The 25,404-nt window shown below is 72.0% G+C and carries 27 protein-coding genes; 12 read left to right on the forward strand and 15 right to left on the reverse strand.

The features are described from left to right. Positions 1–138 precede the first annotated feature (138 nt). Positions 139–552, forward strand: coding sequence for a transglycosylase SLT domain-containing protein (locus tag ACQPXS_RS16415; protein WP_433450016.1), 414 nt, complete (start codon positions 139–141; stop codon positions 550–552). 101 nt (positions 553–653) lie between these two features. Then, positions 654–1,355 carry a YoaK family protein gene (locus ACQPXS_RS16420; RefSeq protein WP_433450017.1) on the forward strand — a complete coding sequence of 234 codons (702 nt, stop codon included), beginning with the start codon at positions 654–656 and terminating at the stop codon, positions 1,353–1,355. 84 nt (positions 1,356–1,439) lie between these two features. Here the strand turns inward: ACQPXS_RS16420 and ACQPXS_RS16425 are convergent, their stop codons facing one another. Continuing rightward, positions 1,440–2,675 carry a cytochrome P450 gene (locus ACQPXS_RS16425; RefSeq protein ID WP_433450018.1) on the reverse strand — a complete coding sequence of 412 codons (1,236 nt, stop codon included), beginning with the start codon at positions 2,673–2,675 and terminating at the stop codon, positions 1,440–1,442. 236 nt (positions 2,676–2,911) lie between these two features. On the opposite strand from ACQPXS_RS16425, the gene ACQPXS_RS16430 reads away from it, so the two are divergent. Next, a complete protein-coding gene (locus ACQPXS_RS16430) occupies positions 2,912–4,081 on the forward strand; it encodes a steroid 3-ketoacyl-CoA thiolase (RefSeq protein WP_433450019.1) in 1,170 nt (389 codons plus the stop codon). On the opposite strand, the gene ACQPXS_RS16435 is transcribed toward ACQPXS_RS16430, so the two are convergent. Continuing rightward, the gene (locus tag ACQPXS_RS16435) at positions 4,065–4,325 is read right to left on the reverse strand and encodes a DUF397 domain-containing protein (protein WP_433450020.1); all 261 of its coding nucleotides are present in this window, start codon (positions 4,323–4,325) and stop codon (positions 4,065–4,067) included. The genes ACQPXS_RS16430 and ACQPXS_RS16435 overlap by 17 nt on opposite strands. Continuing rightward, complete coding sequence (locus ACQPXS_RS16440; protein WP_433450021.1) at positions 4,306–5,133, reverse strand: helix-turn-helix domain-containing protein; 828 nt, start codon at positions 5,131–5,133, stop codon at positions 4,306–4,308. Before ACQPXS_RS16440 ends, ACQPXS_RS16435 begins: the two co-directional genes overlap by 20 nt. Positions 5,134–5,241: 108 nt before the next feature. Between ACQPXS_RS16440 and ACQPXS_RS16445 the strand changes: the two genes are divergently transcribed. Both ACQPXS_RS16445 and ACQPXS_RS16450 read left to right on the forward strand, forming a co-directional pair. After that, positions 5,242–5,646 (forward strand): ATP-binding protein, encoded by a 405-nt coding sequence (locus ACQPXS_RS16445; protein ID WP_365325673.1) that lies wholly within the window; start codon positions 5,242–5,244, stop codon positions 5,644–5,646. Between the two features lie 394 nt (positions 5,647–6,040). Beyond that, on the forward strand, positions 6,041–6,640 hold the full coding sequence (locus ACQPXS_RS16450) for a hypothetical protein (RefSeq protein WP_433450023.1): 600 nt from the start codon (positions 6,041–6,043) through the stop codon (positions 6,638–6,640). A gap of 348 nt (positions 6,641–6,988) precedes the next feature. Here ACQPXS_RS16450 and ACQPXS_RS16455 read toward each other — a convergent pair whose 3' ends face one another. Beyond that, positions 6,989–9,040 (reverse strand): bifunctional glycosyltransferase 87/phosphatase PAP2 family protein, encoded by a 2,052-nt coding sequence (locus tag ACQPXS_RS16455; protein ID WP_433450025.1) that lies wholly within the window; start codon positions 9,038–9,040, stop codon positions 6,989–6,991. A 355-nt stretch (positions 9,041–9,395) separates the two neighbouring features. Here ACQPXS_RS16455 and proP point away from each other — a divergent pair, with 355 nt between their 5' ends. Together proP and ACQPXS_RS16465 are read left to right on the forward strand one after the other, a co-directional pair. Then, entirely contained in the window at positions 9,396–10,781 is a 1,386-nt protein-coding gene (proP, locus tag ACQPXS_RS16460) for a glycine betaine/L-proline transporter ProP (protein ID WP_433450026.1), read from the forward strand. A 576-nt stretch (positions 10,782–11,357) separates the two neighbouring features. Continuing rightward, a complete protein-coding gene (locus tag ACQPXS_RS16465) occupies positions 11,358–12,029 on the forward strand; it encodes an O-methyltransferase (RefSeq protein WP_399173718.1) in 672 nt (223 codons plus the stop codon). A 27-nt stretch (positions 12,030–12,056) separates the two neighbouring features. Here ACQPXS_RS16465 and ACQPXS_RS16470 read toward each other — a convergent pair whose 3' ends face one another. Then, positions 12,057–12,449 (reverse strand): hypothetical protein, encoded by a 393-nt coding sequence (locus ACQPXS_RS16470; protein ID WP_356303036.1) that lies wholly within the window; start codon positions 12,447–12,449, stop codon positions 12,057–12,059. Between the two features lie 118 nt (positions 12,450–12,567). Here ACQPXS_RS16470 and ACQPXS_RS16475 point away from each other — a divergent pair, with 118 nt between their 5' ends. Next, positions 12,568–13,014: a DUF1992 domain-containing protein gene (locus ACQPXS_RS16475; protein ID WP_433450028.1), complete on the forward strand. Its 447-nt coding sequence runs from the start codon at positions 12,568–12,570 to the stop codon at positions 13,012–13,014. Here ACQPXS_RS16475 and ACQPXS_RS16480 read toward each other — a convergent pair. From ACQPXS_RS16480 to ACQPXS_RS16495, 4 genes are all read right to left on the reverse strand, one after another. Next, the gene (locus ACQPXS_RS16480) at positions 13,003–14,073 is read right to left on the reverse strand and encodes a hypothetical protein (RefSeq protein ID WP_433450029.1); all 1,071 of its coding nucleotides are present in this window, start codon (positions 14,071–14,073) and stop codon (positions 13,003–13,005) included. The two genes, ACQPXS_RS16475 and ACQPXS_RS16480, sit on opposite strands and share 12 nt — an antisense overlap. 5 nt (positions 14,074–14,078) lie before the next feature. Further along, positions 14,079–14,687 (reverse strand): hypothetical protein, encoded by a 609-nt coding sequence (locus ACQPXS_RS16485; protein ID WP_433450030.1) that lies wholly within the window; start codon positions 14,685–14,687, stop codon positions 14,079–14,081. An 88-nt stretch (positions 14,688–14,775) separates the two neighbouring features. Next, positions 14,776–15,204 carry a nuclear transport factor 2 family protein gene (locus tag ACQPXS_RS16490; protein ID WP_433450031.1) on the reverse strand — a complete coding sequence of 143 codons (429 nt, stop codon included), beginning with the start codon at positions 15,202–15,204 and terminating at the stop codon, positions 14,776–14,778. Positions 15,205–15,253: 49 nt separating this feature from the next. After that, positions 15,254–15,907, reverse strand: coding sequence for a helix-turn-helix transcriptional regulator (locus tag ACQPXS_RS16495; RefSeq protein ID WP_433450032.1), 654 nt, complete (start codon positions 15,905–15,907; stop codon positions 15,254–15,256). 51 nt (positions 15,908–15,958) lie between these two features. On the opposite strand from ACQPXS_RS16495, the gene ACQPXS_RS16500 reads away from it, so the two are divergent. Next, complete coding sequence (locus ACQPXS_RS16500) at positions 15,959–16,465, forward strand: GNAT family N-acetyltransferase (RefSeq protein WP_351798174.1); 507 nt, start codon at positions 15,959–15,961, stop codon at positions 16,463–16,465. On the opposite strand, the gene ACQPXS_RS16505 is transcribed toward ACQPXS_RS16500, so the two are convergent. After that, complete coding sequence (locus ACQPXS_RS16505) at positions 16,458–18,497, reverse strand: DHA2 family efflux MFS transporter permease subunit (RefSeq protein WP_433450033.1); 2,040 nt, start codon at positions 18,495–18,497, stop codon at positions 16,458–16,460. The genes ACQPXS_RS16500 and ACQPXS_RS16505 overlap by 8 nt on opposite strands. A 140-nt stretch (positions 18,498–18,637) precedes the next feature. Between ACQPXS_RS16505 and ACQPXS_RS16510 the strand changes: the two genes are divergently transcribed. Continuing rightward, positions 18,638–19,573 (forward strand): peptidoglycan-binding domain-containing protein, encoded by a 936-nt coding sequence (locus tag ACQPXS_RS16510; protein ID WP_433450035.1) that lies wholly within the window; start codon positions 18,638–18,640, stop codon positions 19,571–19,573. 66 nt (positions 19,574–19,639) lie between these two features. On the opposite strand, the gene ACQPXS_RS16515 is transcribed toward ACQPXS_RS16510, so the two are convergent. Both ACQPXS_RS16515 and ACQPXS_RS16520 read right to left on the reverse strand, forming a co-directional pair. Further along, positions 19,640–20,296 carry an HAD family hydrolase gene (locus tag ACQPXS_RS16515; RefSeq protein WP_433450036.1) on the reverse strand — a complete coding sequence of 219 codons (657 nt, stop codon included), beginning with the start codon at positions 20,294–20,296 and terminating at the stop codon, positions 19,640–19,642. Between the two features lie 855 nt (positions 20,297–21,151). After that, positions 21,152–21,733: a TMEM165/GDT1 family protein gene (locus tag ACQPXS_RS16520; RefSeq protein ID WP_433450038.1), complete on the reverse strand. Its 582-nt coding sequence runs from the start codon at positions 21,731–21,733 to the stop codon at positions 21,152–21,154. A gap of 389 nt (positions 21,734–22,122) precedes the next feature. Here ACQPXS_RS16520 and ACQPXS_RS16525 point away from each other — a divergent pair, with 389 nt between their 5' ends. Continuing rightward, entirely contained in the window at positions 22,123–22,767 is a 645-nt protein-coding gene (locus tag ACQPXS_RS16525) for an HNH endonuclease family protein (RefSeq protein ID WP_433450039.1), read from the forward strand. A 141-nt stretch (positions 22,768–22,908) separates the two neighbouring features. On the opposite strand, the gene ACQPXS_RS16530 is transcribed toward ACQPXS_RS16525, so the two are convergent. Further along, the gene (locus tag ACQPXS_RS16530) at positions 22,909–23,520 is read right to left on the reverse strand and encodes a DedA family protein (RefSeq protein ID WP_433455835.1); all 612 of its coding nucleotides are present in this window, start codon (positions 23,518–23,520) and stop codon (positions 22,909–22,911) included. Between the two features lie 245 nt (positions 23,521–23,765). On the opposite strand from ACQPXS_RS16530, the gene ACQPXS_RS16535 reads away from it, so the two are divergent. Beyond that, positions 23,766–24,302, forward strand: coding sequence for a superoxide dismutase family protein (locus ACQPXS_RS16535; protein WP_433450041.1), 537 nt, complete (start codon positions 23,766–23,768; stop codon positions 24,300–24,302). Positions 24,303–24,350: 48 nt separating this feature from the next. On the opposite strand, the gene ACQPXS_RS16540 is transcribed toward ACQPXS_RS16535, so the two are convergent. Then, the gene (locus tag ACQPXS_RS16540; RefSeq protein ID WP_351798160.1) at positions 24,351–24,806 is read right to left on the reverse strand and encodes a DoxX family protein; all 456 of its coding nucleotides are present in this window, start codon (positions 24,804–24,806) and stop codon (positions 24,351–24,353) included. Positions 24,807–25,171: 365 nt separating this feature from the next. Beyond that, the gene (locus ACQPXS_RS16545; protein WP_433450042.1) at positions 25,172–25,402 is read right to left on the reverse strand and encodes a DUF2277 domain-containing protein; all 231 of its coding nucleotides are present in this window, start codon (positions 25,400–25,402) and stop codon (positions 25,172–25,174) included. Positions 25,403–25,404: the final 2 nt, after the last annotated feature.

Consider the following 25,404-nt stretch of genomic DNA (forward strand, 5'->3'; position numbering starts at 1 on the left):
ACGGCTTTCCGGGCTGCTTCTCTGGACGACGTCGCAAGGCGCCGCAAGCCCCCCGGGCCGAGGCGCCGACGCATGCGGTCACATCGCGTGGCCCGTCCCATGCGGGCGATCCCCTGTCCCCGACGCAAGAGGTACTTCGTGTCCGTCTCCTTCATCCGCCGCATCGCTTCCCCGAAGAAGGCCCTCACCGTTGCCGCCGTGGCCGCCGCCACCGCCGGCATGGCACTGTCCGCGGCGCCCGCCCAGGCCGCCCCGGCCTCGGCCTCCTCCGCTCAGGCGATCGCGCACAAGATGATCCCGGACGCCGCGCAGTTCAACGCGTTCAGCAAGATCGTCTCTCATGAGAGCGGCTGGAACCCGACGGCCACCAACAGCTCCTCCGGCGCCTACGGCCTGGTCCAGGCCCTGCCGGGCTCGAAGATGGCCTCCGCCGGTTCCGACTGGAAGACCAACCCGGCCACCCAGATCAAGTGGGGCCTGGACTACATGAACTCGCGCTACGGCAGCCCCGTGAAGGCCTGGGCCTTCTGGCAGGCCAACGGCTGGTACTGAGCCACCCGCAGCGCGCCCCGAAGCCGCTGAAGGCGGCGGCCCCCGATCCCCGGGCCGCCGCCTTCGGCGTTTCCCGCACCCCCGCGTGGTCAACTGGGGCGGTGAGCGCAGCGGAAGAGGCATCGGCACAGGAGCCGTACGACCCGGAGGCGCGCGGGCTCCGGCTGGTGTTCGTGCTGCTGGCCCTGACCGTGGTGAGCGGGCTGATCGACGCCGTCAGCTATCTGGGGCTCGGCCGGGTCTTCACCGCCAACATGACCGGCAACGTGGTCGTCCTCGGCTTCGCGGCGGCCGGTGCGCCCGGCTTCTCCGTGCGGCACACGTCGACCTCGCTGGGGTTCTTCCTGCTGGGCGCGGTGACCGGCGGCCGGCTGGCGCTCCGCGTCGGCAGCGGACCGCGCCGCACCTGGACCCGCCTCACCCTGACCGCCGAAGCTGCCCTGCTGGCCCTGTCGGCGGCGGTCGCCTTCGCCCGGCCGCACGCCACCGGCACGGTCTACGCCCTGATCGCCCTCACGGGGTACGCGATGGGTCTGCGCAACGCGACCGTCCGCAAACTGGGTGTGGCCGCCATCAGCACCACCACCGTGCTGACCATGACCCTGACCGGCCTGGCCGCCGAGTCGCGCCTCGGTGGTGCCCCCGGCCGGCGCTCGCCGCGCCGCACGGCCTCGGTGGTCGCCATGCTGGCCGGCGCCTTCCTGGGCGCGTGGCTGGTCCTCCATCACGGCCTGGGCATCCCGCTGCTGGTCGCGGCCCTCACCTCGGGCGTGCTGGCGGTGGTGGCGTCCGGCAGGGAGTGAATCCCGCCGACCTCGGGGGAGGCAGGAACGGGGCGTTGGGGTAGGGGTGCTCCTGCCTCCCTCGGGGTGGGCCGGACCGCGGGGTCAGCCGGTGGTGACCTGGAGTTCCTTGACGCCGTTGATCCAGGCCGAGCGCAGCCGCCGGGGCTCGTCGGCCGAGCGCAGGCCCGGCATCGCGTCGGCGATCGCGTTGAAGATCAGGCCGATCTCCAGGATCGCCAGGGACTTGCCGAGGCAGTAGTGGGGCCCGCCACCGCCGAAGCCGAGGTGGGGGTTGGGGTCGCGGGTGATGTCGAAGGCGTCGGGGTCGGTGAAGACCTCGGGGTCGTGGTTGGCGGAGGCGTAGAACAGCCCGACGCGATCGCCCTTCCTGATCCGGACCCCGCCCAGTTCCGTGTCCTGGGTGGCCGTGCGCTGGAAGGCGTTGACCGGCGTCGCCCAGCGCACGATCTCCTCGGCCGTCGTCCCGGGCCGCTCCCTCTTGAACAGCTCCCACTGCCCGGGGTGGGTGAGGAAGGCGTGCATCCCGTGGGTGATGGCGTTCCGGGTGGTCTCGTTGCCGGCCACCGCCAGCATCAGTACGAAGAAGCCGAACTCGTCGGAGTTCAGGTTGCCCTCGTCCTCCGCCGCGACGAGCGTCGTCACGATGTCATGGGCGGGGCACTTCTTGCGGTCGGCGGCCATGTTCATGGCGTAGGCGATGATCTCGGCGGCCGACTCCGCGCCGACCTCCTCGGTGATCGCGTACTCGGGATCGTCGTAGGCGATCATCCTGTTGGACCAGTCGAAGATCTTGGCCCGGTCCTCCTGTGGGACGCCGATCAGCTCCGCGATGGCCTGCAGCGGCAGTTCACAGGCGACCTCGGTGACGAAGTCGAAGGGTCCGGAGCGGGCGCGGGCACTCGTGACGATCGCCTCGGCGCGTGCCCGGAGCCGGTCCTCCAGGGCCCGGATGGAACGTGGCGTGAAGCCGCGCTGCACGATCTGCCGCACCCGCGTATGTTCCGGAGGATCCATGTTGAGCAGGATCAGCCGCTGTGCGTCGATCGCGTCGCGCTCGATGTGCTCGTTGAAGCGGATGATCGCGGTGTTGACGGTGGAGGAGAACAGTTCCGGGTGCGTGGAGACGTACTTGACGTCCGCGTGCCGGGTCACGGCCCAGTAGCCGTCGTCGGCGAAGCCCGCCACGCCGTGCGGCTGCGGGATCCAGCGGACCGGCTCGGTGCGGCGCAGCTCGGCGAACTCCGGGAGGGGCACACGGTGGTGCAGCAGGTCGGGGTCGGTGAAGTCGAACCCGTCGGGCAGCGCGGGGCAGTGCATCGGCGGCTCCCGTCGTGAAGTTCTGACGGCCCATCAGCGAGTGCGGTGAACGTAGTAACGGGTTCTACAACTCGCAAGAGGTACGGCACCCCCAATCCGTGCGGAATTCATGCAGATCGCGACTTCGACACCTGCAAGACTCTTGCGGTGATGGACATCACGTCAGCAGACTGCTGGTCAGAACTAGAACGCGTACTAGTTCTGGAGGAGAGCCCTCTCGGAGAGGACCCGCACCCATGGCCGCCGAACCCGTGATCGTCGAAGCCGTCCGCACCCCGATCGGCAAGCGCGGCGGCGCGCTCGCCAATCTGCACCCCGCCTATCTCCTGGGCGAGACCTACCGTGAACTCCTCGGCCGCACCGGCATCCCCGCCGACGCGGTGGAGCAGATCGTCGGCGGCACGGTCACCCACGCCGGCGAACAGTCCATGAATCCCGCGCGCACGGCCTGGCTGACCATGGGCCTCCCCTACGAGACGGCCGCCACGACCGTCGACTGCCAGTGCGGCTCCTCCCAGCAGGCCTCGCACATGGTGGCCAACATGGTCGCCGGGGGTGTGATCGACGTCGGGATCAGCTGCGGTGTCGAGGCGATGAGCCGGGTCCCGCTGGGGTCGGGGTCCAAGCACGGTCCCGGCAAGCCGTTCCCGGACGAGTGGAACGTCGACCTCCCCAACCAGTTCGAGGCGGCCGAACGCATCGCCCGCCACCGGGGGTTGACGCGGGAGAACGTGGACGCGCTGGGCCTGCTCTCCCAGCAGCGGGCGGCCCTGGCCTGGGCGGAGGAACGCTTCAAGCGCGAGACGTTCGCCGTGCAGGTGCCGACCACCGAGGAGGAGCAGTACGCCGGTCAGGGCATGTGGCGGCTCGTGGACAAGGACGAGGGTCTGCGGGACACGTCCACGGAGGCGCTGGCGAAGCTGAAGCCGGTGATGCCGACGGCCGTCCACACGGCGGGCAACTCGTCCCAGATCTCCGACGGTGCGGCGGCCATCATGTGGGCGTCGAAGCGGATGGCTCGGGCGCTGAAGCTGAAGCCCCGGGCACGGATCGTCGCCCAGGCGCTGGTCGGCGCCGACCCGCACTTCCACCTGGACGGCCCGATCGACGCGACGCGCGCGGTACTGGGCAAGGCGGGGATGTCCCTGAAGGACATCGACCTGGTCGAAATCAACGAGGCCTTCGCGTCCGTGGTGTTGAGCTGGGCCCAGGTCTTCGAACAGGACCTGGACAAGGTCAACGTCAACGGCGGTGCGATTGCGCTGGGTCACCCGGTGGGGGCGACGGGCGCCCGCCTGATCACCACCGCCCTGCACGAACTGGAGCGCGCGGACAAGGAGTTCGCGCTGATCACCATGTGCGCGGGCGGTGGGCTGGCCACCGGGACGATCATTCAGCGGCTGTAGCCGAGGCCCAGTTCACGAAGGTGGTGAAGGTGGCGGGGTCGAGGGTGAGGATCGGTCCCGCCGGGGTTTTGGAGTCGCGGATCGCGATGGTGGCGCAGGGGGTGTCGGCGATCTCCACGCAATCACCGCCTTGGTCACCGCTGTACGACGACTTACGCCATGCGAGCGGGCCGAGCGGCGCGCATTCGACGCATTCGCCGCCCTGGTCACTGCTGTAGCTGGACTTACGCCACTTGCTCCCCATAGCGGTCCTCCATCACCTCTCGGATCAGCCCCGCCGAGTCCTTGATCGAGAGCGCGGCGGCTCGTAGATGATCGTAACGGAGCGAGCAGTCTTTGACGGTGTCCGGGTTGGCGGTCGGGTGCCCGCTGCCGTACCCCTCGGTGTAGACGATGGTCGGATCGCCAGCAAAGCGGAAGGTGGTGAACGAGCCTGTCAGTCCCGCGTGCGCCCCGGCCGAAAACGGCAGCACCTGGATGTTGATCCGCGGGTTGTTCTCGAAGGTCAACAGGTGCGCCAGTTGCCCGCGCATGATCTCCGGCCCGCCGATCTCCTGCTTCAGCGCGGCCTCGCTGAGGACCACCCAGAAGACCGGCGGCTCCTCCTTGTCGAAGATGCGCTGGCGAGCCAGCCGTACGGCGGTGCGGTCGTCGAGGTCGGTGTCGTCCAGCGCGCCGAGCACCGCACGCACATACTCCGGAGTCTGCAACAGTCCGTGGATCATGCCCATCTGGAACGTGCAGATCTCCGCCGCCCGCACCTCCAACTCCGCCACCTGCTGAAACCACGCCGGAAGTTGGCTTCGCATCACCAGTGGATGGAGCCGGGTCAGTAACCCGCCCGTGCACAGCGCCGCGTCCGCCCGCTGGCTGAAGTCGAGGGTCGGCAGCTTCCGGGCCGTCTCCACCTGGCCGACCATCGACCCCGTGTAGTTGATGATGTCCCCGAGCTGCTTCTGCGTGAGCCCCGCCGCCTCGCGGAAGCGACGCAACTCGAAGCCGTAGTAGTCGAGCGGTGAGGCGCTCGGGTCGAGGGTGTTGATGTTCACCATGCCAAGTCCCCTCTCGGACCCGTTGTATTCAACCTGTAGCCGAGCGTAGTGATCCGAGATCAGCCTCGTCCTGTGAACCTCAACATTCCCCACACGCCCCTGTACCGCATGAACCTCACCGTCGGCGAACACTCGGTGCGCCACGTCCGCCGGATCGTCCGCTCGCTGCTCCACGAGTGGGAGCTGACGGAGCTGACGTTCGCCGTGGAGCTGGGCGTGAGCGAGCTGGTCACCAACGTCGTACGGCACGTACCGGACCGCCGCTGCACGATCCTGCTCGCACGGCAGACGGCGGGGGTACGCGCCGAGGTGACCGACGGCTTCGCTCAACTCCCCCTTCTCCACGACGGCTTGGCCCAGGAGGCGGAATGCGGTCGGGGCCTCGCCCTGCTGGACGCGGTGGTCGACAAGTGGGGGGTGTCACCGGGCGCCGCCGACGGCAAGACCGTCTGGTTCGAGTGCGGGGAGTCGCCCCGGGCGACGAGGCGGTCGCCCTCGGGAGTGCGCTGGTAGTACACCCTGTGGCCTTGGCGCGTCCGGTTCAGTAACCCCACCCGGTGGAGCCGGACCAAGTGGTACGACACCCTCGACGCGGTCAGGTGGTGCCGCTCGGCGAGTTCCGTCGTGATCCCGGGTCTGCCCAGGTCGGCCAGGAGGGTAAAGCGGGCCTGTCCGATGACCTGGCCCAGTGAGTCCTGCGGCACGGGCTCCTCCGTCGGAGGGTGGTCGCCCTTGGAGCCGGGCACCGGATAGGTGAGGTGGGTGCCGTCCTCCCCCATGGATCGCTGCGGATGAGCCAGGTCGTCGCCAGCGGCGAAGGGCACAGGGTGATCCTCGTGCTCTCGCGCACCTGCAACGTGCGCGTGTCCTGGATGCGCAGGGCACCGGAGTCGTAAGTGAGGGCCGGATGAAGGGAGTTCAGCGTGTCCGCCAGCCCTCGCTCGACCACGGACGCGGCGCGGTGCCGGATGTCCGCCACCGCCACCTGGCGCAGCGCGCCCCATCGGGCCGCCACGCCGGCCGACCAGAACCGGCCGAGTTCCCGGGCGACGCGCTGGGCGAAGGCCCGCTCTCCGGACTCCAGGGCGTCCACGATCTTCCGCAACTCGGCCGCGTCCGACCGCTCCCCGGCGCGCGCCGACTCCAGGAACCTCCGCATCTGGCGTGCGACCACCCGGGGCGGTGTCGAGGCCATCGCGTGGAGTTCCTCTTCGAGCGTGCCATGGCTCACCGCGCTCGCGCGCGGGATCCGGGCGCCCTGTACCGGGGCGCCCGGCTGCTGCCCGCCCGGGACGCGTTCATGCAGGCGGACGGTCCCTCGCCCGAACTGACACCGCTGGAGCGGGAGTTCCTCACCGCGAGCGTCCGCAGCGGGCGCTTCGTGCAGCCGGCCCTGGTCCTGGTCCGGCGCTTCGTACGGAGCCGCTGGTGGCCGGCGTTCCAGCTCGCACTGCTGTGCGCGGTGGTGCTGTGGACCGTGTGGTTCCTCAACCGCGACCGCCCGTGATGTTCCCGGGGCCGCCGGGCAGGGCCGGGGAGGGGCCGCCGGCGGTGGGGCGCGGTGCCGCGCCGTGCCAGGCGGCCCCCGCCCTCGACCCCGCCCACCAGTCCTCCGACCCGTCCCCCTCCGCCACCGGCGCCATCCCCGCCACCCACACCGGCCTCCAGCTCCCGGTCGGTGCCCGAGAAGTTCGCGTGGTGGCCCTTGTAGTCGTCGTGCTCGTACAGCACGAAGTAGGAAGCCTGCGCCCCCGTGGGGGCCGCCGACGCCGTCGGCGCGGTCATGATGGCGCCGGCGGCGCACATGGCCAGAGCACCGAGCGCCACACCCGATGTTCGACGCCTGGGGCGGTGATCAGGTGCCGGACACGTGCAGGTGCTCCCGGTCCTGTCGTACGAACGACCGGTCGGAGCCGGCGCCGGCGGTCACGGAGACCGGGCGCGGCCCGGTCAGGGCGTAGGTCAGGCCGAAGCCCGCGGTCACCACCACCGCGCCGCCGATCGCGTCGAGCACCCAGTGGTTGCCGGTGGCGACGATGGCCGAGACGGTGAGGAGGGGGTGCAGCAGGCCGAGGGCCTTCATCCACCGCTTCGGGGCGATGACCGCGATCACCACGCCGCACCACAGGGCCCAGCCGAAGTGCAGCGACGGCATCGCCGCGTACTGGTTGGTGAGTGCGGTCAGGGCGCCGTAGTCCGGCTTGGAGAAGTCCTGGACGCCGTGGACGGAGTCGACGATACCGAGGGCCGGCATCAGGCGCGGCGGGGCCAGCGGGAAGAGCCAGAAGCCGATCAGGGCGAGGAAGGTGGCGAAGCCGAGGGAGGCGCGGGCCCAGCGGTAGTCGACGGGGCGGCGCCAGTAGAGGACGGCGAGGACCGCCAGCGGGACCGCGAAGTGGAACGACTCGTAGTAGAAGCCGAAGAAGTCCCGCAGCCAGCCGATCGTCGCCACCGCGTGGTTGACCCCGCGCTCGAAGTCGATGTGCAGGAACCGTTCGAGGTCGAGGACGAGACGGCCGTCATGCTCGGCCGTCGCCCGGCCCTCGGTGGTGCTGCCGCCGGTCGCGGCCAGGCGGACCTGCGCGTAGACGGCGTACACGACCCGGATGAGCAGCAGCTCCAGGAGGAGGTTCGGGCGGGTGAGGACACGGCGCAGGAAGGGCAGGAGGGGGACGTGGCGGAAGCGGGCCGGGATCGCCGGCGCGTACTGCGCCGGGACCGGCCGCTGGTAGTGGGGGGCCGTCCGGGACAGGAACGGCACGGCCGTGGCGGCGGCCAGCGCCGCGAGCAGGACGAGGTTGTCGCGCAGCGGGAACATCACCGCCATGTCCGGCAGCAGCATCCTCGCCGGCAGGGTGGTCACCAGGATCATCGCCACCGGCCAGACGTACCGGTCGGAGGCCCGGCGGCCGACCCGGCCGACCATCGCGAGCAGCACCCACAGCAGCTGGTACTGCCAGGCGGTGGGAGAGACGGCCACGACGGCACAGCCGGTGACGGCGACGGCGAGCAGCAGCTGGCCGTCGTGGGCGTACCGGACGGCGCGGCGCACGGCGAGCGCGCCGACCGCGGCGCCGAGCACCAGGAAGAGGGCGACCTCCAGCGGGCCGGTCAGGCCCAGGCGGAGCAGGGCGCCGTGCAGGGACTGGTTGCCGAGGGCGTCGGCCTTGCCGCCGAGGCCCGTCCCGGCCATGTGGTGCACCCAGTACGTGGACGAGTCGTGCGGGAGCGCCGCCCAGGCGAGGGCGGTGCAGGCGGCGAAGGTACCGGCCGTGGCGGCGGTGGCCCGGCGGCGGCCGGTGAACCACAGCAGCGGGGCGAAGAGCAGCATGGTCGGCTGCAGAGCGGCGGCAAGCCCTGTGCACAGCCCGCTCTCCCGCTCGCTCCGTACGGTGAAGCAGCCGAGCAGGACGAGCAGGACCGGCATGATGCTGGTCTGGCCGAGCCACAGGGCGTTGCGGACCGGCAGCGACAGCATGAGCAGGCTGATCGCGACCGGCGCGGCCAGCAGGGAGGTGCGGCGGCCCACCGGCCGGGGGAGCGCGCGGGCGGCCACCAGACCGAGGGCGACGACCAGCAGCAGGGTGCCGAAGGTCCAGCCCCAGCCGAGGGCGGCCTGCGCCGAACGGGTGAGGGGTTTGAGCACCAGACCGCCGAAGGGGGTGCCGGTGAACCGGGTCGAGTCGTAGATCGAACCGTTCACGTGCAGCACGCCGTGGGGGCCGACCCAGGTCTCCAGGTCGGTCAGCCGCTCGCCGCTCGGCGTGGTGAGGACGACGGCCAGCTGCCGTACCGCGAGGATCGCGGCCACCGCCCACAGGGCGAGCCGGGCCGCGCGCAGCCGCGCCCCGGCCGGGGCCCTGCCGAAGGTGTCCGGCGGTCGCCCGCTGTGCTGCACGTTCGCCACGCCTCGTCGGCCTCCCGCCCCGTCCGGTCCCGACGCCGGTCACGCCGGGTTGGTTCGCGAATCCTGTGAGGGCTTTACCTGACGTTGTGTTCCTGTTTGTCCGGATGACGATAGTCCGAGGTACGTCCGGTTGCCCGTCCGGGGCGCGACAAGGATCACAGCGCGGGACCGGACTGCCTGATCAGGAGCGGGCAGACCTGCCTGGGTACGCGCGGTTTGGCTGCACCATGCAGCCGACTGGCTACAGAACGTCAGGGGCCGAGGTCCGCCTATGGTCGCTTTTCGGCCCGTTTACCGGCAGCGTCGCCGCACGGACCGCGCCCCTGTCCCCGTCGAAAGGTAGGCGAGCCCCGTTTTGGCGACCGCCACAGCAGTCTCCCCGTCCCTTCCGAAGCCCCCGCGGGCCACCAAGGCCCGTGACGTCACCGTCACCGACCCCGCGCTGGTCAAGCGCGCCGTGAAGGCGGCCGCGCTCGGCAACGCGATGGAGTGGTTCGACTTCGGTGTCTACAGCTACATCGCGGTCACGCTGGGCAAGGTCTTCTTCCCGTCCGGCAACCCGACCGCTCAGCTGCTGTCGACCTTCGGCGCCTTCGCGGCGGCCTTCCTGGTCCGGCCGCTCGGTGGCATGGTCTTCGGTCCGCTGGGCGACCGCGTGGGCCGTCAGAAGGTTCTCGCCCTCACGATGATCATGATGGCGGCGGGCACGTTCGCCATCGGCCTGATCCCGTCGTACGCCTCGATCGGCGTGGGCGCGCCGCTGCTGCTTCTGGCCGCCCGGCTGGTGCAGGGCTTCTCGACCGGTGGTGAGTACGCCGGCGCGTCGACCTTCATCGCCGAGTACGCCCCCGACAAGAAGCGCGGCTTCTTCGGCAGCTGGCTGGAGTTCGGCACGCTGGCGGGCTACATCGGCGGCGCGGGTCTGGTGACGCTGATGACGGCGCTGCTGTCGTCGCAGGACCTGCTGTCCTGGGGCTGGCGCGTCCCGTTCCTGATCGCGGGCCCGATGGGCATCATCGGGCTGTATCTGCGGATGCGGCTGGAGGAGACCCCGGCGTTCGCCGCCGAGGTGGAGAAGGCGGAGGCCGCCCGGCCGAAGGTGCCGCTGCGCGAGATGGTGGCGGGCCAGTGGAAGGCGCTGCTGCTGTGCATGGGTCTGGTGCTGGTCTTCAACGTCACCGACTACATGCTGCTGTCGTACATGCCGAGCTACCTCACCAGTGAGCTGAAGGACGACGAGACGCACGGACTGCTGGTCGTGCTCGGCGTGATGGCCCTGATGATGATCGTCCAGCCGTTCGCGGGCGCGCTGACCGACCGGGTCGGCCGGCGTCCGGTGATCGCCGCGGGCTGCGCGGGCTTCCTGTTCCTGTCCATCCCCGCCGTGCTGCTGATCCGCGAGGGCAGCCTGCTCGCGGTGGGGCTGGGCATGGGCGCGCTGGGTCTGCTCCTGGTGTGCTTCACGGCGGCCATGCCGGCCGCGCTGCCCGCTCTCTTCCCGACGCGGGTGCGGTACGGGTCGCTGTCCATCGGGTTCAACGTGTCGGTGTCCCTGTTCGGCGGGACGACTCCGCTGGTCGTGACCGCGCTGATCGGGGCGACGGGGAACATGATGATGCCCGCGTACTACATGATGGCCGCGGCTGTCGTGGGCGGTTTCGCCGTGTGGCGCATGTCCGAGTCGGCCGGACACCCGCTGCCCGGTTCGGCACCGTCGGTGGAGGGCCGCCAGGCGCCGTAGGGGTGCGGGTGGAGACTCGCCAGGCGCCGTAGGGGTGCGGGTGGAGACTCGCCAGGCGCCGTAGGGGTGCGGCTGGTGTGCCGGGCGCGGGCGCGCGGCGGCTGGTCGCGCAGTTCCCCGCGCCCCTGGGGAGCCGCGGCCGGCGCAGCCTGGGACGCGCCGTAGCTGCAGGAAGCGGTGCTGCCGGGGGGAAGGCCCGCCAGGCGCCCTAGGGGGTGCGGGCCGTGTGCCGGGCGCGGCCGCGCGGCGGCTGGTCGCGCAGTTTCCCGCGCCCCTGGGGAGCCGCGGCCGGCGCAGCCTGGGACGCGCCGTAGTCGCCGGGGCGACCGTGACAACTCGGTGCCGACACCCCGGGTCGGCGGGGGATCTGCGATCAGCGGATGCGCGGGGTCCCCGGGGTTCCGGTCCGGTCGCTCACCCTGGGGGGTGGGCTCCTGGCGGTCGCTGCCGCCGGCGTCCTGATCGTCGTACGGCGCTCCCGGCGCCGGTGAATCCGTCGGTGATCACGCCGTCGGCGCCCGTCGGCTGAGACGATGTCCGTGGGAAGGGCCCGCACTCGGGAAAGGCAGCAGGAGCATGAGCGACTCCCAGCTCTGGGACGACGTCGACGACTACTTCACCAGCCGGCTCGCCCCCGATGACGAGGCGTTGCAGGCGGCCCTGCGGGAGAACGACGCAGCCGGCCTGCCGCACATCGCCGTCACGGCGGCGCAGGGCAAGTTCCTCCAGCTGCTCGCCCAGGTCCAGGGCGCGCGGCACATCCTGGAGATCGGCACCCTGGGCGGTTACAGCACGATCTGGCTGGCCCGGGCCCTGCCCGAGGACGGCAGGCTCGTGTCGCTGGAGTACAACGCCAGACACGCCGAGGTGGCCACCCGGAACCTCGCCCGGGCCGGCCTGGACCGGATCGCGGAGGTGCGGGTGGGCCCGGCCCTGGAGTCGCTGCCCAAGCTCGCCGACGAGAACCCGGCCCCGTTCGACCTGGTGTTCATCGACGCCGACAAGGCCAACAACGCGCACTACGTGGAGTGGGCGCTGCGGCTCACCCGCACCGGCAGCCTGATCGTCCTGGACAACGTGGTGCGCGGCGGCCGGGTCGTCGACGAGAGCAGCACCGAGCCCGACGTCGTGGGCACGCGCGCCGCGATCGAGCTGATCGCCACGCACCCGAGGCTGAGCGGCACGGCCCTCCAGACCGTCGGCAGCAAGGGCCACGACGGCTTCGCGCTGGCCCGGGTACTGGACTGAGCCGCTCCGGCGCGGCCCGGCCGGGCTTCAGACCTCGTGGTAGAAGCCGACGTTGACGCTGCGCGGCGCGGTGCGGTCCTGGACGACGATCTCGCCGGACCCGCCGCGCGGCAGCGCTACGGTCGCGCCGTAGCCGAGGGGCTGCGCGTACTCCCCCACCACCAGCCGCACTTCGGACGACGGCTCGGCCTGCGAACCGCGCAGCCAGGTCAACTGCCAGCCGCCGTCCGGGCCGCACCGGAACTCCAGGTGCACACGGGAGACGAACAGCCAGTCCTCCGGGGTGGCCAGCCGGCACACGGACGCGTCCCGGCCGACCCGGAGCACGGCGCCCGGCTCGCTCGGCGCGTCGGCCATCGTCATGCCGGCCGTGGCGCCCGCGTCGGCACCGGAGACGGTGGCCATGGTGAGTTCGAGCACGAGCGTTTCCCCCTCGACGTCGGTGACGTCCTTGTACGGCGGCCGGATTGGGCCGGAATCGTGTACCGCGGCCGCATGATAAAACGCCCGGCCGGGCCGCGTCCGGCACAATGGGTTCATGACCGAGCGAAAGCCACCGGGCGTGCCGTTCGAGTCCTGGGTCGACAAGCAGATCCGCGACGCACAGGGGCGGGGGGAGTTCGAGCGGCTGCCGGGCTCGGGTGAGCCGCTGCCCGCCGATCTCGACTCCGGCTACGACGAACTGTGGTGGATCAAGCGGAAGATGGCGCGCGAGGGCCTGTCCGTGCTGCCGCCCGCCCTCGCCCTGCGCAAGGAGGCCGAGGACGCGCTCGCGGCGGCCTACGCGGCGCCCTCCGAACGGATCGCGCGGAAGATCATCGAGGACGTCAACGTCAAGATCAAGGACATGATGTTCAAGCCGCCGCCCGGGCCCCCGCTGGGCAAGAAGCCGTACGACGTCGAGGAGGTCGTACGCGAGTGGCGGCAGCGCAGGGCTGCCGCCAGGGGTGAGCTGCGGGCTCCGGGGCGAGCGTCAGATGTGTAGCAGGCGCCCGGCCAGCTCCTGGTAGTCGCGCAGAGCCAGCCTGAGCTGCTCGGTGTCGGTGTCCGAGCCCGGTCCACGGTCCTCGGAGGCCTCCCAGGACCGCCGCAGCGTGCGGCGCCGCCGCTCCACGGCCTCTTCGAACCGCCCCGTGATCTCCTCCAGCACGTGATCGGCCTGCTCGACCGCGCTGAGAGGCTCGTCCACGAACCCGACGGCCAGCTGCCGCATCCGCTGCTCCCAGAGGTCGGTCTCGTCGTGGGACAGCAGGGGGGCGCCGGTGCCGGAGGGAGCGGGTGCCGTCTCGCCGACGGTGGACCCGCGTGACCCGGTGCCGCCCGGTGCCGTCGGCCATGCGTCCCGTTCCGTGGACTCGCTGGTGTGCGCATCCCGCGCGCTCACATCACCGGGGGACGGAACCCCCAGCCCGTCTTCGGGCATCGGGCTCTCGTACGCCGTACCACCTTCCCCGGCCATACGGCTCTCATGCCGGGTCGCGGGCTCGCGGGGCATCCGGCCCTCGTCCGGCATGCGCCCCTCGGCCGGCATTCCGCGCTCGTTCGGCAGCCCGACCCCACCGGGCATGCGTCCCTCACCCAGCGGCATACCCCTCTCGCCGGACGTCCTGCTCTCCGGCGGCGTCACGGGCTCGACGGGAACCCCGGACAGCCCCGTCCCACGGGACATCCGCCCCTCACCTGGCGGCACACCCCTCTCGCCGGTCATCCGACCCTCCGGTCGCGTCACGGGCTCGACCGGCATCCGGCTCTCTCCGGGCATGCGCCCCTCCCCCGGCATACCCCCCTCGTCCCTTATGGGAGGTGTGTCCTCCGGGGTGAGGTCGTCGGCTGTCAGGCCGTTGCGGCCGGGGCCGATCGAGCCGGGGAGGCGGGAGGTGTCCGCTGTGGGCGGGGGTTCGCCGGGGAGCCGTTCCTCCGGCAGGGGGTCCCTCGGGGCGTGCCGGCCCAGAGGCATGTCCTCCGGGGTCCAGTCCTCGTCCGGCGGCCGGCGGAAGCGGCCGGTGGGACGCTCGTCGCCGGGCTCGCTCGTCCTGTCCGACATGGTGCTCACCCCTCCTTCGAGTGGCTGGTGCCGGCATGGGTCGCCCGGTGGCGGCGGGTCTCCCGGGAGGCGTGGGTCAGGTCGTCGAAGAGTTCGCGGGCGCCGACGAGCGCCACACGCATCTCCTCGGTCCCGGATCCGGCCTCGGTCAGCCCGTCGCGCGCCCCGGCACGGGCCACCCGGTGCACCCGCCGATAGCCGTCGACGTGCGCGGCGTGGTGCACGGACAGCGCGGCGAGCTGCTCGTCGTAGTGCCCGCCGTTCGGGTAGCCGCGCGCGGCCGCGAGGTCCGCGAGCAACTGGTCGGCCTCGGCCACCGCCTGCCGCGGCGACTCGACGAAGTGTTCCTGCACGGCCGTCCAGCGGGCCTCGTACTGCTCACGCCCGGCCGGGTCCAGTGGCCGTTCCCGAAGGTGGCCGTGGCGCTGGACGCGCTCGGCCAGCTCCCGTTCGGCGGCCTTGGTGTCCCCGTCGTGCAGGGCGACGGTCCGCTCGTACTCGGGTCCGAAGCGCCGCTTCAGGCCGGGACCGCCGTACCGTCCGCGGCCCCGCAGGATCGGGGCGGTGGCCGCGGCGATGATCACTACCGCCACGATCACGGTCAACACGATCATGCCTGTGGACATGGTTGCCTTCCGATCGGCCGGCCCCGCTGGCCGGCTCCCCCTCCGGGTGACCCGCAGGGGGAGCCACAAACGGTGGTCAGTCCGCGAAGCGACGCGCTCCGGTCACCGACCAGACCGTCGCGATACGACCGTCCGCCACCTCCAGCAGATCGATCCCGCTCTTCTGGCTGCCGTCCGGCAGGGTCACGTACCAGCGGCAGGCGGCCCGGCCCGGCTCGCCGTCCACCACCGGCGTGCCGTCGACGGTGAAGCGCAGTCCGGGCTTCTCCTCGCGGAAGGCGGAGATCAGGCCGACGATCCCGGCCGGGCTGTGCACCGCGTCGGTGACCGCGCCCCGCTCGGGGTCGTTCGCGAAACGGATGCGGAAGCCGGGCGCGAGGAACGCCTCCGGGTCGCTGAAGTCGCCGTTCCACAGCGCGGTCCAGCGGTCGAAGAGGGCGATGCCGGTGGCGGGGGTCAGCGTGCGGTGACCGGCGTGAGAGGTCGTTGGCGTTGTCGTTGTCATGGCCTCAGCCTCCGCCCCGTCCGCGACACCCCCCTGTCGGTGATTGCCGTCACATCACCGTCGCCGCGTCGAGCGGTACGACGTCGGAGCCGAGCGTGTCGAGCCCGGCGAGGTCGACCGTGCGGTGCGGGGCCCGCTCGTCCAGGGCCGTCGCCGCGCGGACCCGGTCCAGCCGGAAGCCACGCGGCGCGTCCCGCAGCCGGCACCAGGCCGCCAGATACCAGTGCTCCGTCCCGCCGAGGAAGCCGAGCGGTTCCACGTCCCGCGCGGTGACCCGGCCGGCGGCGTCGGAGTACTCCAGCCGCAGCACCCGGCCCGCGGTCAGCGCCTCCCGCAGCGCGCCGGGCACCACGGGACCGGCGGGCCGCTCCGGCATCACGGCGAGCACCTTGTGCAGCGCGCTGCGCGCGTCCGCCGCGAACGGCGTCCCGGCCAGCGAGTGCAGAGCGACGGCGAGGGCGGTCGCCTCGGCCGGGGTGATGGTCAGCGGCGGCAGCGTCCGCTCCTTGTCGAGCACGTAGCCGCCGCTGCGCCCCGGTTCGGCGTGGATGGGCACCCCGGACTGCTGCAACGCGGCCAGGTCCCGCTCGATCGTGCGGACACTGACCTCGAAGCGCCGGGCGAGCGCGCGGGCGCTGCGGGGACGCGGAGCGGCGGCGCGCAACTCCTCGACGAGGGCGTAGAGACGATCGGTGCGGTTCACGGCAGACAGTCTGCGGAAATCCGCTCGGCGGCGCGGCGGCGGCCGCCGACAATGGCCGGCATGACGTGGACGATCAGCCCGGAACCGTACGACTCCCCGGTCGCCGCCGCGCTCTGGCGGGCGTACTACACGGAGGTCAGCGACCGCTGGTATCTGCTGCACGAGGGCCGGCGTACCGACCCCGACGAGCTGGAGCGGGAGATCGCGGCCACGACCGGATCCGAACTCGCCCCGCCCACCGGGCGGTTGCTCGTCGGCCGGTACGGCGGCGAACCGGCCGGCTGCGCGGGCGTACGGCTGCTGGAGCCGGACACGGCGGAACTGACCCGGGTGTTCGTGTACGAGCGGCTGCGCGGCAAGGGCGGGGCGCCCTTGCTGGTGGCCGCCGCAGAGGAGGCCGCCCGCGCCCTCGGGGCCCGGCGGCTGATCCTGGACACCCGCGGCGACCTGGTCGAGGCCCGCGCCCTGTACGCCCGCCTCGGCTACACGGAGACCGGCCCGCACAACGACGACATCTATGCCGAGCACTGGTTCCGCAAGGATCTGGCCCTCAACTGACCTCGGCCTTCGTCGCGTTGTGCGGCCGCTCGCCGTCGATTCCGCACAGGTCGGCGGTCAGCTGCCGGACGAGCTGGGTCAGGTCGGTGGAACGGCCGGGCCCCCACCAGTCGCCGAGGAGCTCGGCGAGGGATTCCTCGCGGGCCTTGGCGAGGTGTTCGGCGACCTCGCGGCCGGAGTCGGTCAGGTACAGCTCCAGGCCCCGGCGTTCGGCGAGGTGCCGTTCCTCGACCTGGCGGGCGGCGGCGAGGACGGCCTCCAGCGGGACGGGACTGCGCTCGGCGAGCACGCCCGGCTCGACCGAGCCGTACCTGCGGATGCGCAGCAGCACCCAGCTGGCGGCGGGCAGCAGGTCGTACCCGGCCCGTTCGGTGATCTTCCGGTAGACCTCGCGGCGGCCCTCACGGGTGCCGAGCAGGGACAGGGCGCGGGAGCACTCGTCGTAGGAGGACCGCTCGACCGGGTTGGGCGGGATGGTCTCGGAGGCGTCCGGGGCGGTGACCGAGCCGCGCAGCCGGTCCTCCTTCAGGAGCCAGGCCAGCAGGAAGCCGAGGAGGGCGACGGGGGCGGCGTAGACGAAGACGTCGGTGATGGCGGACGCGTACGCGTGCAGGGCCGCCGGGCGCAGGGCGGGCGGCAGGGCGGCGATGCCGCGCGGGTCGGACTTGAGGGCGTCGGCGCTGACGCCGGGCGGCAGGCCGACGCCCCGGAAGGCGGCGGCGAGCTTGTCGCCGAGGCGGCTCGCGAACACCGTGCCGAAGATCGCCACGCCGAAGGACGCGCCGATGGAGCGGAAGAAGGTCGCGCCGGAGGTGGCGACGCCCAGGTCCTCGTAGGAGACCGCGTTCTGCACGATGAGGACGAGGACCTGCATGACCAGGCCCAGTCCGAGGCCGAACACGAAGAAGCAGGCGCTCATCGCGGCGGTCGGGCTGTGCTCGTCGAGCCGGTGGAGGAGGAGCAGGCCGATGGTGGTGACGGCGGTGCCGGTGACCGGGAAGACCTTCCAGCGGCCGGTGCGGCTGACGATCTGCCCGGAGATCGTGGAGGACAGCAGCAGGCCGACCACCATGGGCAGCATGTGCACGCCGGACAGGGTCGGCGAGATGCCGTGCACGACCTGCAGGAACGTCGGCAGATAGGTCATCGCGCCGAACATGGCGAAGCCGACGATGAAGCTGATGACGGCGGCGAGGGTGAAGGTGCGGATGCCGAACAGCTTCAGCGGCAGCACCGGTTCGGCGGCCCTGCGCTCGACGGCCACGAACGCCACGGCCAGCAGCACGCCCAGCACGGCGAGCCCGATGATCTGCGCCGAGCCCCAGGCCCAGGTGGTACCGCCGAGGGAGGCGACGAGGACCAGGCAGGTGGCGACGGAGGCGATCAGGAGGGTGCCGAGATAGTCGATGACGTGGTGCGCGCTGCGGCGCGGGATGCGCAGGGCGGTGGCGATCACGGCGAGCGCGACGACGCCGACGGGCAGGTTGACGTAGAACACCCAGCGCCAGCTCAGATGCTGGGTGAGCAGCCCGCCGAGCAGCGGTCCGAGCACACTGGTCGCGCCGAACACCGCCCCGAACAGCCCCTGGTAGCGGCCGCGTTCACGGGGCGGCACGATGTCGCCGACGATCGCCATCGACAGCACCATCAACCCGCCGCCGCCCAGGCCCTGCAGCGCCCGGAACCCGATCAGCTCGCCCATGTTCCGCGCCATGCCGCACAGCGCCGAGCCGACGAGGAAGATCACGATGGCAGTCTGGAACAGCCGCTTGCGCCCGTACTGGTCGCCGAGCTTGCCCCACAGCGGGGTCGCGGCGGTCGAGGCCAGCAGATACGCGGTGACCACCCAGGACAGGTGCTCCAGGCCGCCGAGGTCGCTGACGATGGTGGGCAGCGCGGTCGACACGATCGTCTGGTCGAGCGCGGCGAGCAGCAGCCCGAGGAGCAGGGCGCCGATCGAGACGAGCACGTTGCCCGAGACCTGCTCGGCGGCCTTGATCTCCTTCTGCGTGCCGTGCGTTTCCAGCGTCATGGAGACCTCCCGGGGCCGGATGCGCCTCTTCCATCGTGGTCGGTGTCACCGTTTATGGCCTGTTGAGTCCCGCGTTTCCGGCGGCGGATGCGAAGAAGTTGCGCATAGGGTCTGTAGTTCGTGAGGGGAGGGGCGAACGGGTGAGTGAATCCGAGGGCCACAGCTGTCCGGAGTGCGGAGCGCCGAGAGGCCCGGACCTGAGCCCGTCCTGCGACTGCACCGAGCGCGTGGCCGAGGCCCTGCGGGAGAGTCGTACGGCCGAGGCGGCAGCGGCGGAGGACTTCGATCCGCTGCGGATACGGCCGTATGTGAAGGTCGAGGCCGTCGAGACGACGCTGCCCCTGCGGCCGTCGGAGGAGCCGCCGAGTACGGCCGACCCGGGGGTGCGGCGCCCTGAAGAGGCGCTGGACGGTGCCTCGACACGCGACCCGGCCGCGATCGCTCCCGCGGCGCCGCCGCAGCCGGACGACGACCCGCCGCGGCCGAAGGGGCGAAGCGCTCGCCGTACCCTCCTGCTGTCCGCCGCGGGCGCGCTCGCGGCGGCCGGGGTCGCGGGCGGGCTGCTCTCGTACCCCACGCCGTCCCGGGACCGGTCGGCCCAGGAGGTCAGGGCGAGTGTCCCGCAGGTGAGCACGGCGCGCCCGGCATCACCGACGGCGCCGCCCGCCTCCCCCGCCGTACCGCGCTCTCCGGTGCCGCCGCCCGCCGCTTCGGCGACCCCGCCGAGCCCGACGAGCCCGACGAGCCCGACGGCGACGCCGACCACGACACCGACGCCCTCCCCGTCCACCGCGACGACCCGCCCGGCCTCCCCCACGTTCTCCGCCACCACCCGGGCCACCCCCGTCGGCGCCCCCGTGCTGCAACGCGGCGACCATGGCCCGGAGGTGACCGAACTCCAGGAGCGACTGCGCCAGTTGAACCTCTACGGCGCCCAGATCAACGGCAAGTTCACCCGCCCCGTGGAGGACGCGGTACGCACCTACCAGCTGGCGCGCGGCATCCAGGGCGACACCCTAGGCGTGTACGGGCCGGCGACGCGGGAGAGCCTGGAGGCGGAGACGTCCGAGCCGTGAGGGAGGGCGCGGCGGCCCTTGGCGGGTGAAGGGCCGATGCCGCCGGAGGACAGCCGGAACGCGCCGTCAGCCGATGTGCAGCCGGATCGTCCCGTCACCCGTCGCCTCGACGCGCACCTGCGTCAGGTCGGGCACGGTCACGTCGGGAGCGTGGAGACCGGCGCGGGGTCCGACCCCGACCACCGTCATCCCGGCGGAGCGGCCCGCCGCGATCCCGGCGCCGGAGTCCTCGAAGACGACGCAGTCCGCCGGATCCACGCCCAGCTCGGCGGCGCCCTTCAGAAACCCCTCGGGATCGGGCTTGCTCGCACCCACCGACTCGGCGGTGACGCGGACCTCCGGCAGCGGCAGCCCGGCGGCGTTCATACGCGCGGTGGACAGCGCGACGTCGGCGGAGGTCACCAGCGCGTGCGGGAGACCGCGCAGGGAGGCGAGGAAGGCGCTCGCGCCGGGGATCTCGACCACGCCGTCGGTGTCGGCGGTCTCCTCGGCGAGCATGCGGGCGTTGTCGGCGAGGTTCTGCTCCCTGGGCCGGTCGGGCAGCAGTACGGCCATGGAGGCGTGCCCCTGCCGGCCGTGGACGACCTTCATCACGTCGTCGCCGTCCAGCCCGTGCCGCTCGGCCCAGCGGCGCCAGATGCGCTCGACGACGGCGTCCGAGTTGACGAGGGTGCCGTCCATGTCGAGCAGGAGGGCGCGGGCGGTGAGGACGGTGGCCGTCATCGGCAGCTCCAGGAACGAAAAGACCCCGAGGGGAGGAACAAGGCGGCCCCGCCCGCCGGTCAGGGAAAACGGGCGGGAGCCACTTTGTTCCCCCACGGTACAAAACCGAGGGCGGATCCCGCCACCGCACCGGAAAGGGTTCACCGACCGTTCAGCTCGACGGGGCCCCACGCCGGCGCCCACAACCGGGGCCGAGCCCGCCACCCGACTGGGCCTCGGCCGAGGGCCCGGCCAACCACAGCGACCAGGACTCGGCCGGCAACGGCGACCGGGCGTGAACCCCGACCGGGCCGCAACTCGCCACCGCGACTGGAGCTCAGCCGGCACCCCCGACTGCGGGCCCGACCAGCCGGCGCGACCGGAGCTGAGCCCGCCACCCGGACCAGGACTCAGCCAGCAACCCCGACCGGGACTCGGCCCCCCGGCCAGGACCCGGTCAGCCACCGCACCCGGGCCGCAAACCGCCACCGCGAGCAGGGCTCAGCCAGGAACCCCGACCGGGACTCGGTCCCTCCGACCAGGACTCGGCCAGCGACCGCGACCGGCGCCACCGCGACCGGGCCGCAACCCGCCACCGCACCCGGACAGGGGCCACCGACCGTTCAGCTCGACCGGGATCCACAACGGGGGGCTCGGTCAGCCACCCCGACCGGGGCTGAACCCGACACCCGGACCAGGACTCAGCCAGGAACCCCGACTGGGACTCGGCCGCCCCCGGCCAGCCACCACGACCGACCCGCAAACCGCCTAGGCGACCGAGACGCAGCCCGCCACTATGGCCAGGGCCCGGCCAGCCACCCGATCGGGCCGAGCCCGCCCCCCGACCCGGGCTCAGCCAGCCGCGCCGGTCGAAGTTCAGCCCGCTACCGCCTCGTACAGGCTCCACGCGCCGAGTGCGAGCATCAGCAGGGCCGCGATCTGTGTGATCAGTCGCAGCGGCACCTTCTTCATCAGGGCCTTTCCGCCGACGATGCCGAGGCCGGCGACGGCCCACAGGCCGAGCACGGCGCCGAGGCCGACGGAGATCGGGTCGTCGTAGCGGGCGGCGAGGTTGGCGGTCATGATCTGGGTGAGGTCGCCGAACTCGGCCACGAGGATCAGCGTGAAGCCCGTGCCCGCGACCCTCCAGAAGGACTGGTCGGCGGGCTTCTTGATCTCCTCCTCGCCCTCGTCCTTCTTCAGCAGCAGCATCGCGGCGCCGCCGAGGAAGAGGACGCCGGTGAGGGCGTGCACGATCTGCTGGGGCAGCAGGGTCAGCACGCTGCCGGCCGCGACGGCCAGCACGACGTGCAGCAGGAAGGCGGCGGCGACACCCGCGAAGACATAGCTCGCGCGGTACCGGGTGCCGAGGACGAGGCCGGCGAGCGCGGTCTTGTCCGGCAGTTCGGCGAGGAAGATGACGCCGAAGACGAGCGCCGTCACGGTGATGCTGATCAAGGTTCCTCAATCGGTCGGGGCTGCCCCACCGAGAGTGCGGTACGTCACGCGATGACACCTCGGCACGGCAGCACACTCGGCGTCCGTGTCGGGGACACGGACGTGCACTGCTTGCCGAAGGTCTCGCTGGCGGTCTGCGTGAAGATCCGCCTCCGGGCGCCGGCTCAGGCTGACTGAGCAGTATGTCGACGGTCCGGCGAAGAGCTACTCCCCTTCTGCGCTCCCCATCGTAAGGGATGTGAAGGTTGAGCACCGACTGTTGTCATGCACCTTGTTGTGACATGAACGCGTCATTATTTTCTTACCGAACGCTCACCCCACGGCAACACGGCCTCGCGAGCATTCCCTGGCTCGCGCCCAATGACCTCACCCCACAAGGGAGTTCACGCATGCCCAGGCTCTACGCGCGTCGACGGCTGAGCATACTCGCCGCCCTCACCGGACTCATAGCCTCCGTCGCCCTGTTCGACTCCCCGAGCGCCTCCGCCGCGCTGCCCACGCCGGTCAGCGCCAGCACCGCCCGCAGCTACCTCTCCCAGCTCACCGTGGCCACGGAGAACCGCACCGGCTACAACCGCGACCTGTTCCCGACCTGGATCACCATCTCGGGCACCTGCAACACCCGTGAGTGGATCCTCAAGCGGGACGGCTCGAACGTCGTCACCGACTCCGCCTGCGTGGCCCGGAGCGGCAGCTGGTACTCCCCCTACGACGGGGCCACCTGGACCTCCCCCTCCGACGTCGACATCGACCACCTCGTCCCGCTCGCCGAGGCCTGGGACTCCGGCGCGAGCAAGTGGACCACCGCGCAGCGGCAGGCCTTCGCCAACGACGTCACCCGCCCCCAGCTCCTCGCCGTCACCGACAACGTCAACCAGGCCAAGGGCGACCAGGACCCGGCGACCTGGATCCCGTCCCGGTCCGCCTACGTCTGCACCTACGTCCGCGCCTGGGTGCAGGTGAAGTACTACTACAACCTCTCCGTCGACTCCGCGGAGAAGTCGGCGCTCACGAACTACCTGGCGGGCTGCTGAGTTCCGCACCACGCCGTAGGGCTTGAGACCCTACGGCGACGGCGCACCCGACGTAGACGGTCGCGCGGTTCCCCTCCCCCTGGGGAGCCGCGGCGACCGGCACCCCGCATCGCGCGCCCGTGGGCCCGCACAGCCGGCCGCCTACACGGCGCGGCGCCGCATCAGGTACCCCGCCGCCGTGCCCGCGGCGAAAAGGGCCGCGAACGAGACGGCCGTGGCCAGCCATGTCGCGCCGAGCCACTGCGCGCCGTAGTAGCCGAGGGCGACGCTGTAGGCGGCCCAGGAGAGGCCGGCCAGGGCGGACCAGGGGACGAAGTCGCGGGCTCGGCGGTGGGCCGCGCCGGCACAGAAGGAGACGACCGAGCGGCCCGCCGGGGCGAACCTGGCGAGCACGACCAGCGCGCCGCCGCCCCGGGCCAGCGCATCGCCGAGACGTTCCTGCGCGGTGGTCAGCCGCCGGGAACGCGCTATCGCCCGGTCCAGCCGCGCACCGCCCCGCCAGGCCAGGCGGTACGCCACCAGATCGCCGAGGACCGAGGCGGTCGCCGCGGCGAGGATCAGGACCATAAGGTCCGGCACGTTGCGCGGGACCTGGCCGGCCGCCGCACCCGAGCCCGCCGCCGCTGCCGTACCCGCCGTGATGACGAGCACGCCGCTCGGCAGCACCGGCACGAACACGTCGAGCAGCACGGACACGACGACCGCGGCATAGATCCACGGTCCGGCGGCCAAAGCCCCCACGTTCTCGAACACCACGACTCCCGTTGCTCCCCCGTTGACAGCCAGACAGCGTACGCCGGGGGTGCGACAGAAGGGGTCAGGGGGGCGCATGAGGACTCGTGCGAGTCCAGGGGCGTCCGACACGCTCTGTCACCCGATCAGCGCACGCTGTGCGGCGGAGCCCTGCCGCGTCCGTAGGAATAGGTAGAGACCTGGCGCGAAATGTCAGGCACACATCCGAACGAAAACGGCGCGTAAGCGCAGATAAGGTGCACATCATGGTGGCAGTAGCCATATACGCGGGCACCCTCGCCGCAGCCCTGCTCGCGTCCGGGACCGCAGGCACCGCCCATAGCTCCGCGCGGGAGACCTACGGGGTGTTCTCCCCTCCGAACGCGACCGTCAAGTCGAACGCGGTGGTGTACGACCAGAGCCTCGTCCCGGCGGGCTCCCTGGTCCAGGTCCGGCAGAACACCCGGCCGAGCGGTGCCACGACCGTCGAGCTGCGGGTGGCCGGCGTCAAGCCCAACCATCTCTTCGGGGTCCACGTCCACCAGAAGGCCTGCGGCGCCGACCCCGCCGCCGCCGGGAAGCACTACCAGAACCAGTCCGGCACGGATGCCGCCCACGTCAACAGGGACAACGAGGTCTGGCTGGACTTCAAGTCCAACGCGAACGGGATCGGCCGCGCCACCGCCAAGCACACCTGGGCCTTCCGCAAGGGCCAGGCGGGCTCGGTGGTGATCCACAGCGAGCCCGGCACCAAGGGCAGGCGGGTGGCCTGCGTCACCGTGCCGTTCGGCGGGAAGTCGTAGCCGGGCGGCGCCCTTCCCCCTCGTGGCGGGGAAGGGCCCCGTCCGGGGTCAGGCGGCGATCGGGGTGCGCTCGGTGGCGGCCCGGCCGTCCGCGGCGGTGCGGCGGGCGACGAGCCGGTCGAGCCCGAAGGCGCCGGACCCGGTGAAGACCAGCAGGAAGAAGGCCCAGCAGAACAGGACCGACAGCTCGCCGCCGTTCTGGATGGGCCACAGCGCGGCCTGCTGGTGCACGTCGAAGTAGGCGTACGCCATCGAGCCCGAGGCGAGCAGCGCGGCCGCGCGGGTGCCGAGGCCGAGCAGCACCAGGCCGCCGGCGACCAGCTGGATCACGGCCGCGTACCAGCCGGGCCAGGTGCCGGCCGGGATCGTGCCGCCCTGGGTGCCGGCGGCGCCGCCGAGGACACCGAAGAGGGACGCGGCGCCGTGCACGGCGAAGAGCAGGCCCACGACGATGCGGAAGAGTCCGAGGGCATAGGGCTGAGCGGAGTTGAGGCGTGCGGTCATGAGGGGGTTCTCCTCTTCGGTGACGGTCGGACCGGCCGGGGACGTACGAGTGGCCGGTCGTGGGGGGTGCGGCGGTACCGAACGAGGGACCCAGGTTAGGGCTGCCTAATCAGTGCTTGCAAGTTCAACATCCGGCCATGACTCCGGTTGCGCTCGCGGCTCCGCGCCGGCGAAAGCGGCACACAGGGCGGCCCGCGCGACCGCGCCGGCGCCCGGGAACGTGACCGAATCCGCCCCCCGGCGACGCGCCTGGGCGCTTCCTTGACGGCCCATCAGGCGGCCCGACGCCGATCAGGGGCTCCTGCTTGGCCCAACACTCCTACTCATGGCCAGAGTTGCCCGTCGTGCGGGATTGCGGGCGCGCCCTACGGGGCGCTTCGCGCCGACTGCCCCCGCACCTCCAGTCCCGCGAGCAGTTCCGCCGTGGCCTCGGCCACCGCGGCCACCGCGCGGTCGAAGACCTCGCGGTTGTGCGCGGCGGGGGCCCGGAAGCCCGAAATCTTCCGCACGTACTGCAGCGCGGCGGCGTGGATGTCCTCCTCCGTGGCCTCGCTGGGCAGCACGGGCGGACGCAGCGTCTTGATACTCCGGCACATGA

This window comes from Streptomyces sp. CA-142005 (assembly GCF_050942335.1).
GTDB lineage: Bacteria > Actinomycetota > Actinomycetes > Streptomycetales > Streptomycetaceae > Streptomyces.

Bases quoted from the DNA above. Each gene is read 5' to 3' on its own strand.
- ACQPXS_RS16425 (WP_433450018.1), bottom strand. From the start codon at position 2,675: ATGCACTGCCCCGCGCTGCCCGACGGGTTCGACTTCACCGACCCCGAC.
- ACQPXS_RS16430 (WP_433450019.1), top strand. From the start codon at position 2,912: ATGGCCGCCGAACCCGTGATCGTCGAAGCCGTCCGCACCCCGATCGGC.
- ACQPXS_RS16435 (WP_433450020.1), bottom strand. From the start codon at position 4,325: ATGGGGAGCAAGTGGCGTAAGTCCAGCTACAGCAGTGACCAGGGCGGC.
- ACQPXS_RS16440 (WP_433450021.1), bottom strand. From the start codon at position 5,133: ATGGTGAACATCAACACCCTCGACCCGAGCGCCTCACCGCTCGACTAC.
- ACQPXS_RS16445 (WP_365325673.1), top strand. From the start codon at position 5,242: ATGAACCTCACCGTCGGCGAACACTCGGTGCGCCACGTCCGCCGGATC.
- ACQPXS_RS16450 (WP_433450023.1), top strand. From the start codon at position 6,041: ATGAAGGGAGTTCAGCGTGTCCGCCAGCCCTCGCTCGACCACGGACGC.
- ACQPXS_RS16465 (WP_399173718.1), top strand. From the start codon at position 11,358: ATGAGCGACTCCCAGCTCTGGGACGACGTCGACGACTACTTCACCAGC.
- ACQPXS_RS16475 (WP_433450028.1), top strand. From the start codon at position 12,568: ATGACCGAGCGAAAGCCACCGGGCGTGCCGTTCGAGTCCTGGGTCGAC.
- ACQPXS_RS16480 (WP_433450029.1), bottom strand. From the start codon at position 14,073: ATGTCGGACAGGACGAGCGAGCCCGGCGACGAGCGTCCCACCGGCCGC.
- ACQPXS_RS16485 (WP_433450030.1), bottom strand. From the start codon at position 14,687: ATGATCGTGTTGACCGTGATCGTGGCGGTAGTGATCATCGCCGCGGCC.
- ACQPXS_RS16490 (WP_433450031.1), bottom strand. From the start codon at position 15,204: ATGACAACGACAACGCCAACGACCTCTCACGCCGGTCACCGCACGCTG.
- ACQPXS_RS16500 (WP_351798174.1), top strand. From the start codon at position 15,959: ATGGCCGGCATGACGTGGACGATCAGCCCGGAACCGTACGACTCCCCG.
- ACQPXS_RS16505 (WP_433450033.1), bottom strand. From the start codon at position 18,497: ATGACGCTGGAAACGCACGGCACGCAGAAGGAGATCAAGGCCGCCGAG.
- ACQPXS_RS16515 (WP_433450036.1), bottom strand. From the start codon at position 20,296: ATGACGGCCACCGTCCTCACCGCCCGCGCCCTCCTGCTCGACATGGAC.
- ACQPXS_RS16525 (WP_433450039.1), top strand. From the start codon at position 22,123: ATGCCCAGGCTCTACGCGCGTCGACGGCTGAGCATACTCGCCGCCCTC.
- ACQPXS_RS16535 (WP_433450041.1), top strand. From the start codon at position 23,766: ATGGTGGCAGTAGCCATATACGCGGGCACCCTCGCCGCAGCCCTGCTC.
- ACQPXS_RS16540 (WP_351798160.1), bottom strand. From the start codon at position 24,806: ATGACCGCACGCCTCAACTCCGCTCAGCCCTATGCCCTCGGACTCTTC.
- ACQPXS_RS16545 (WP_433450042.1), bottom strand. From the start codon at position 25,402: ATGTGCCGGAGTATCAAGACGCTGCGTCCGCCCGTGCTGCCCAGCGAG.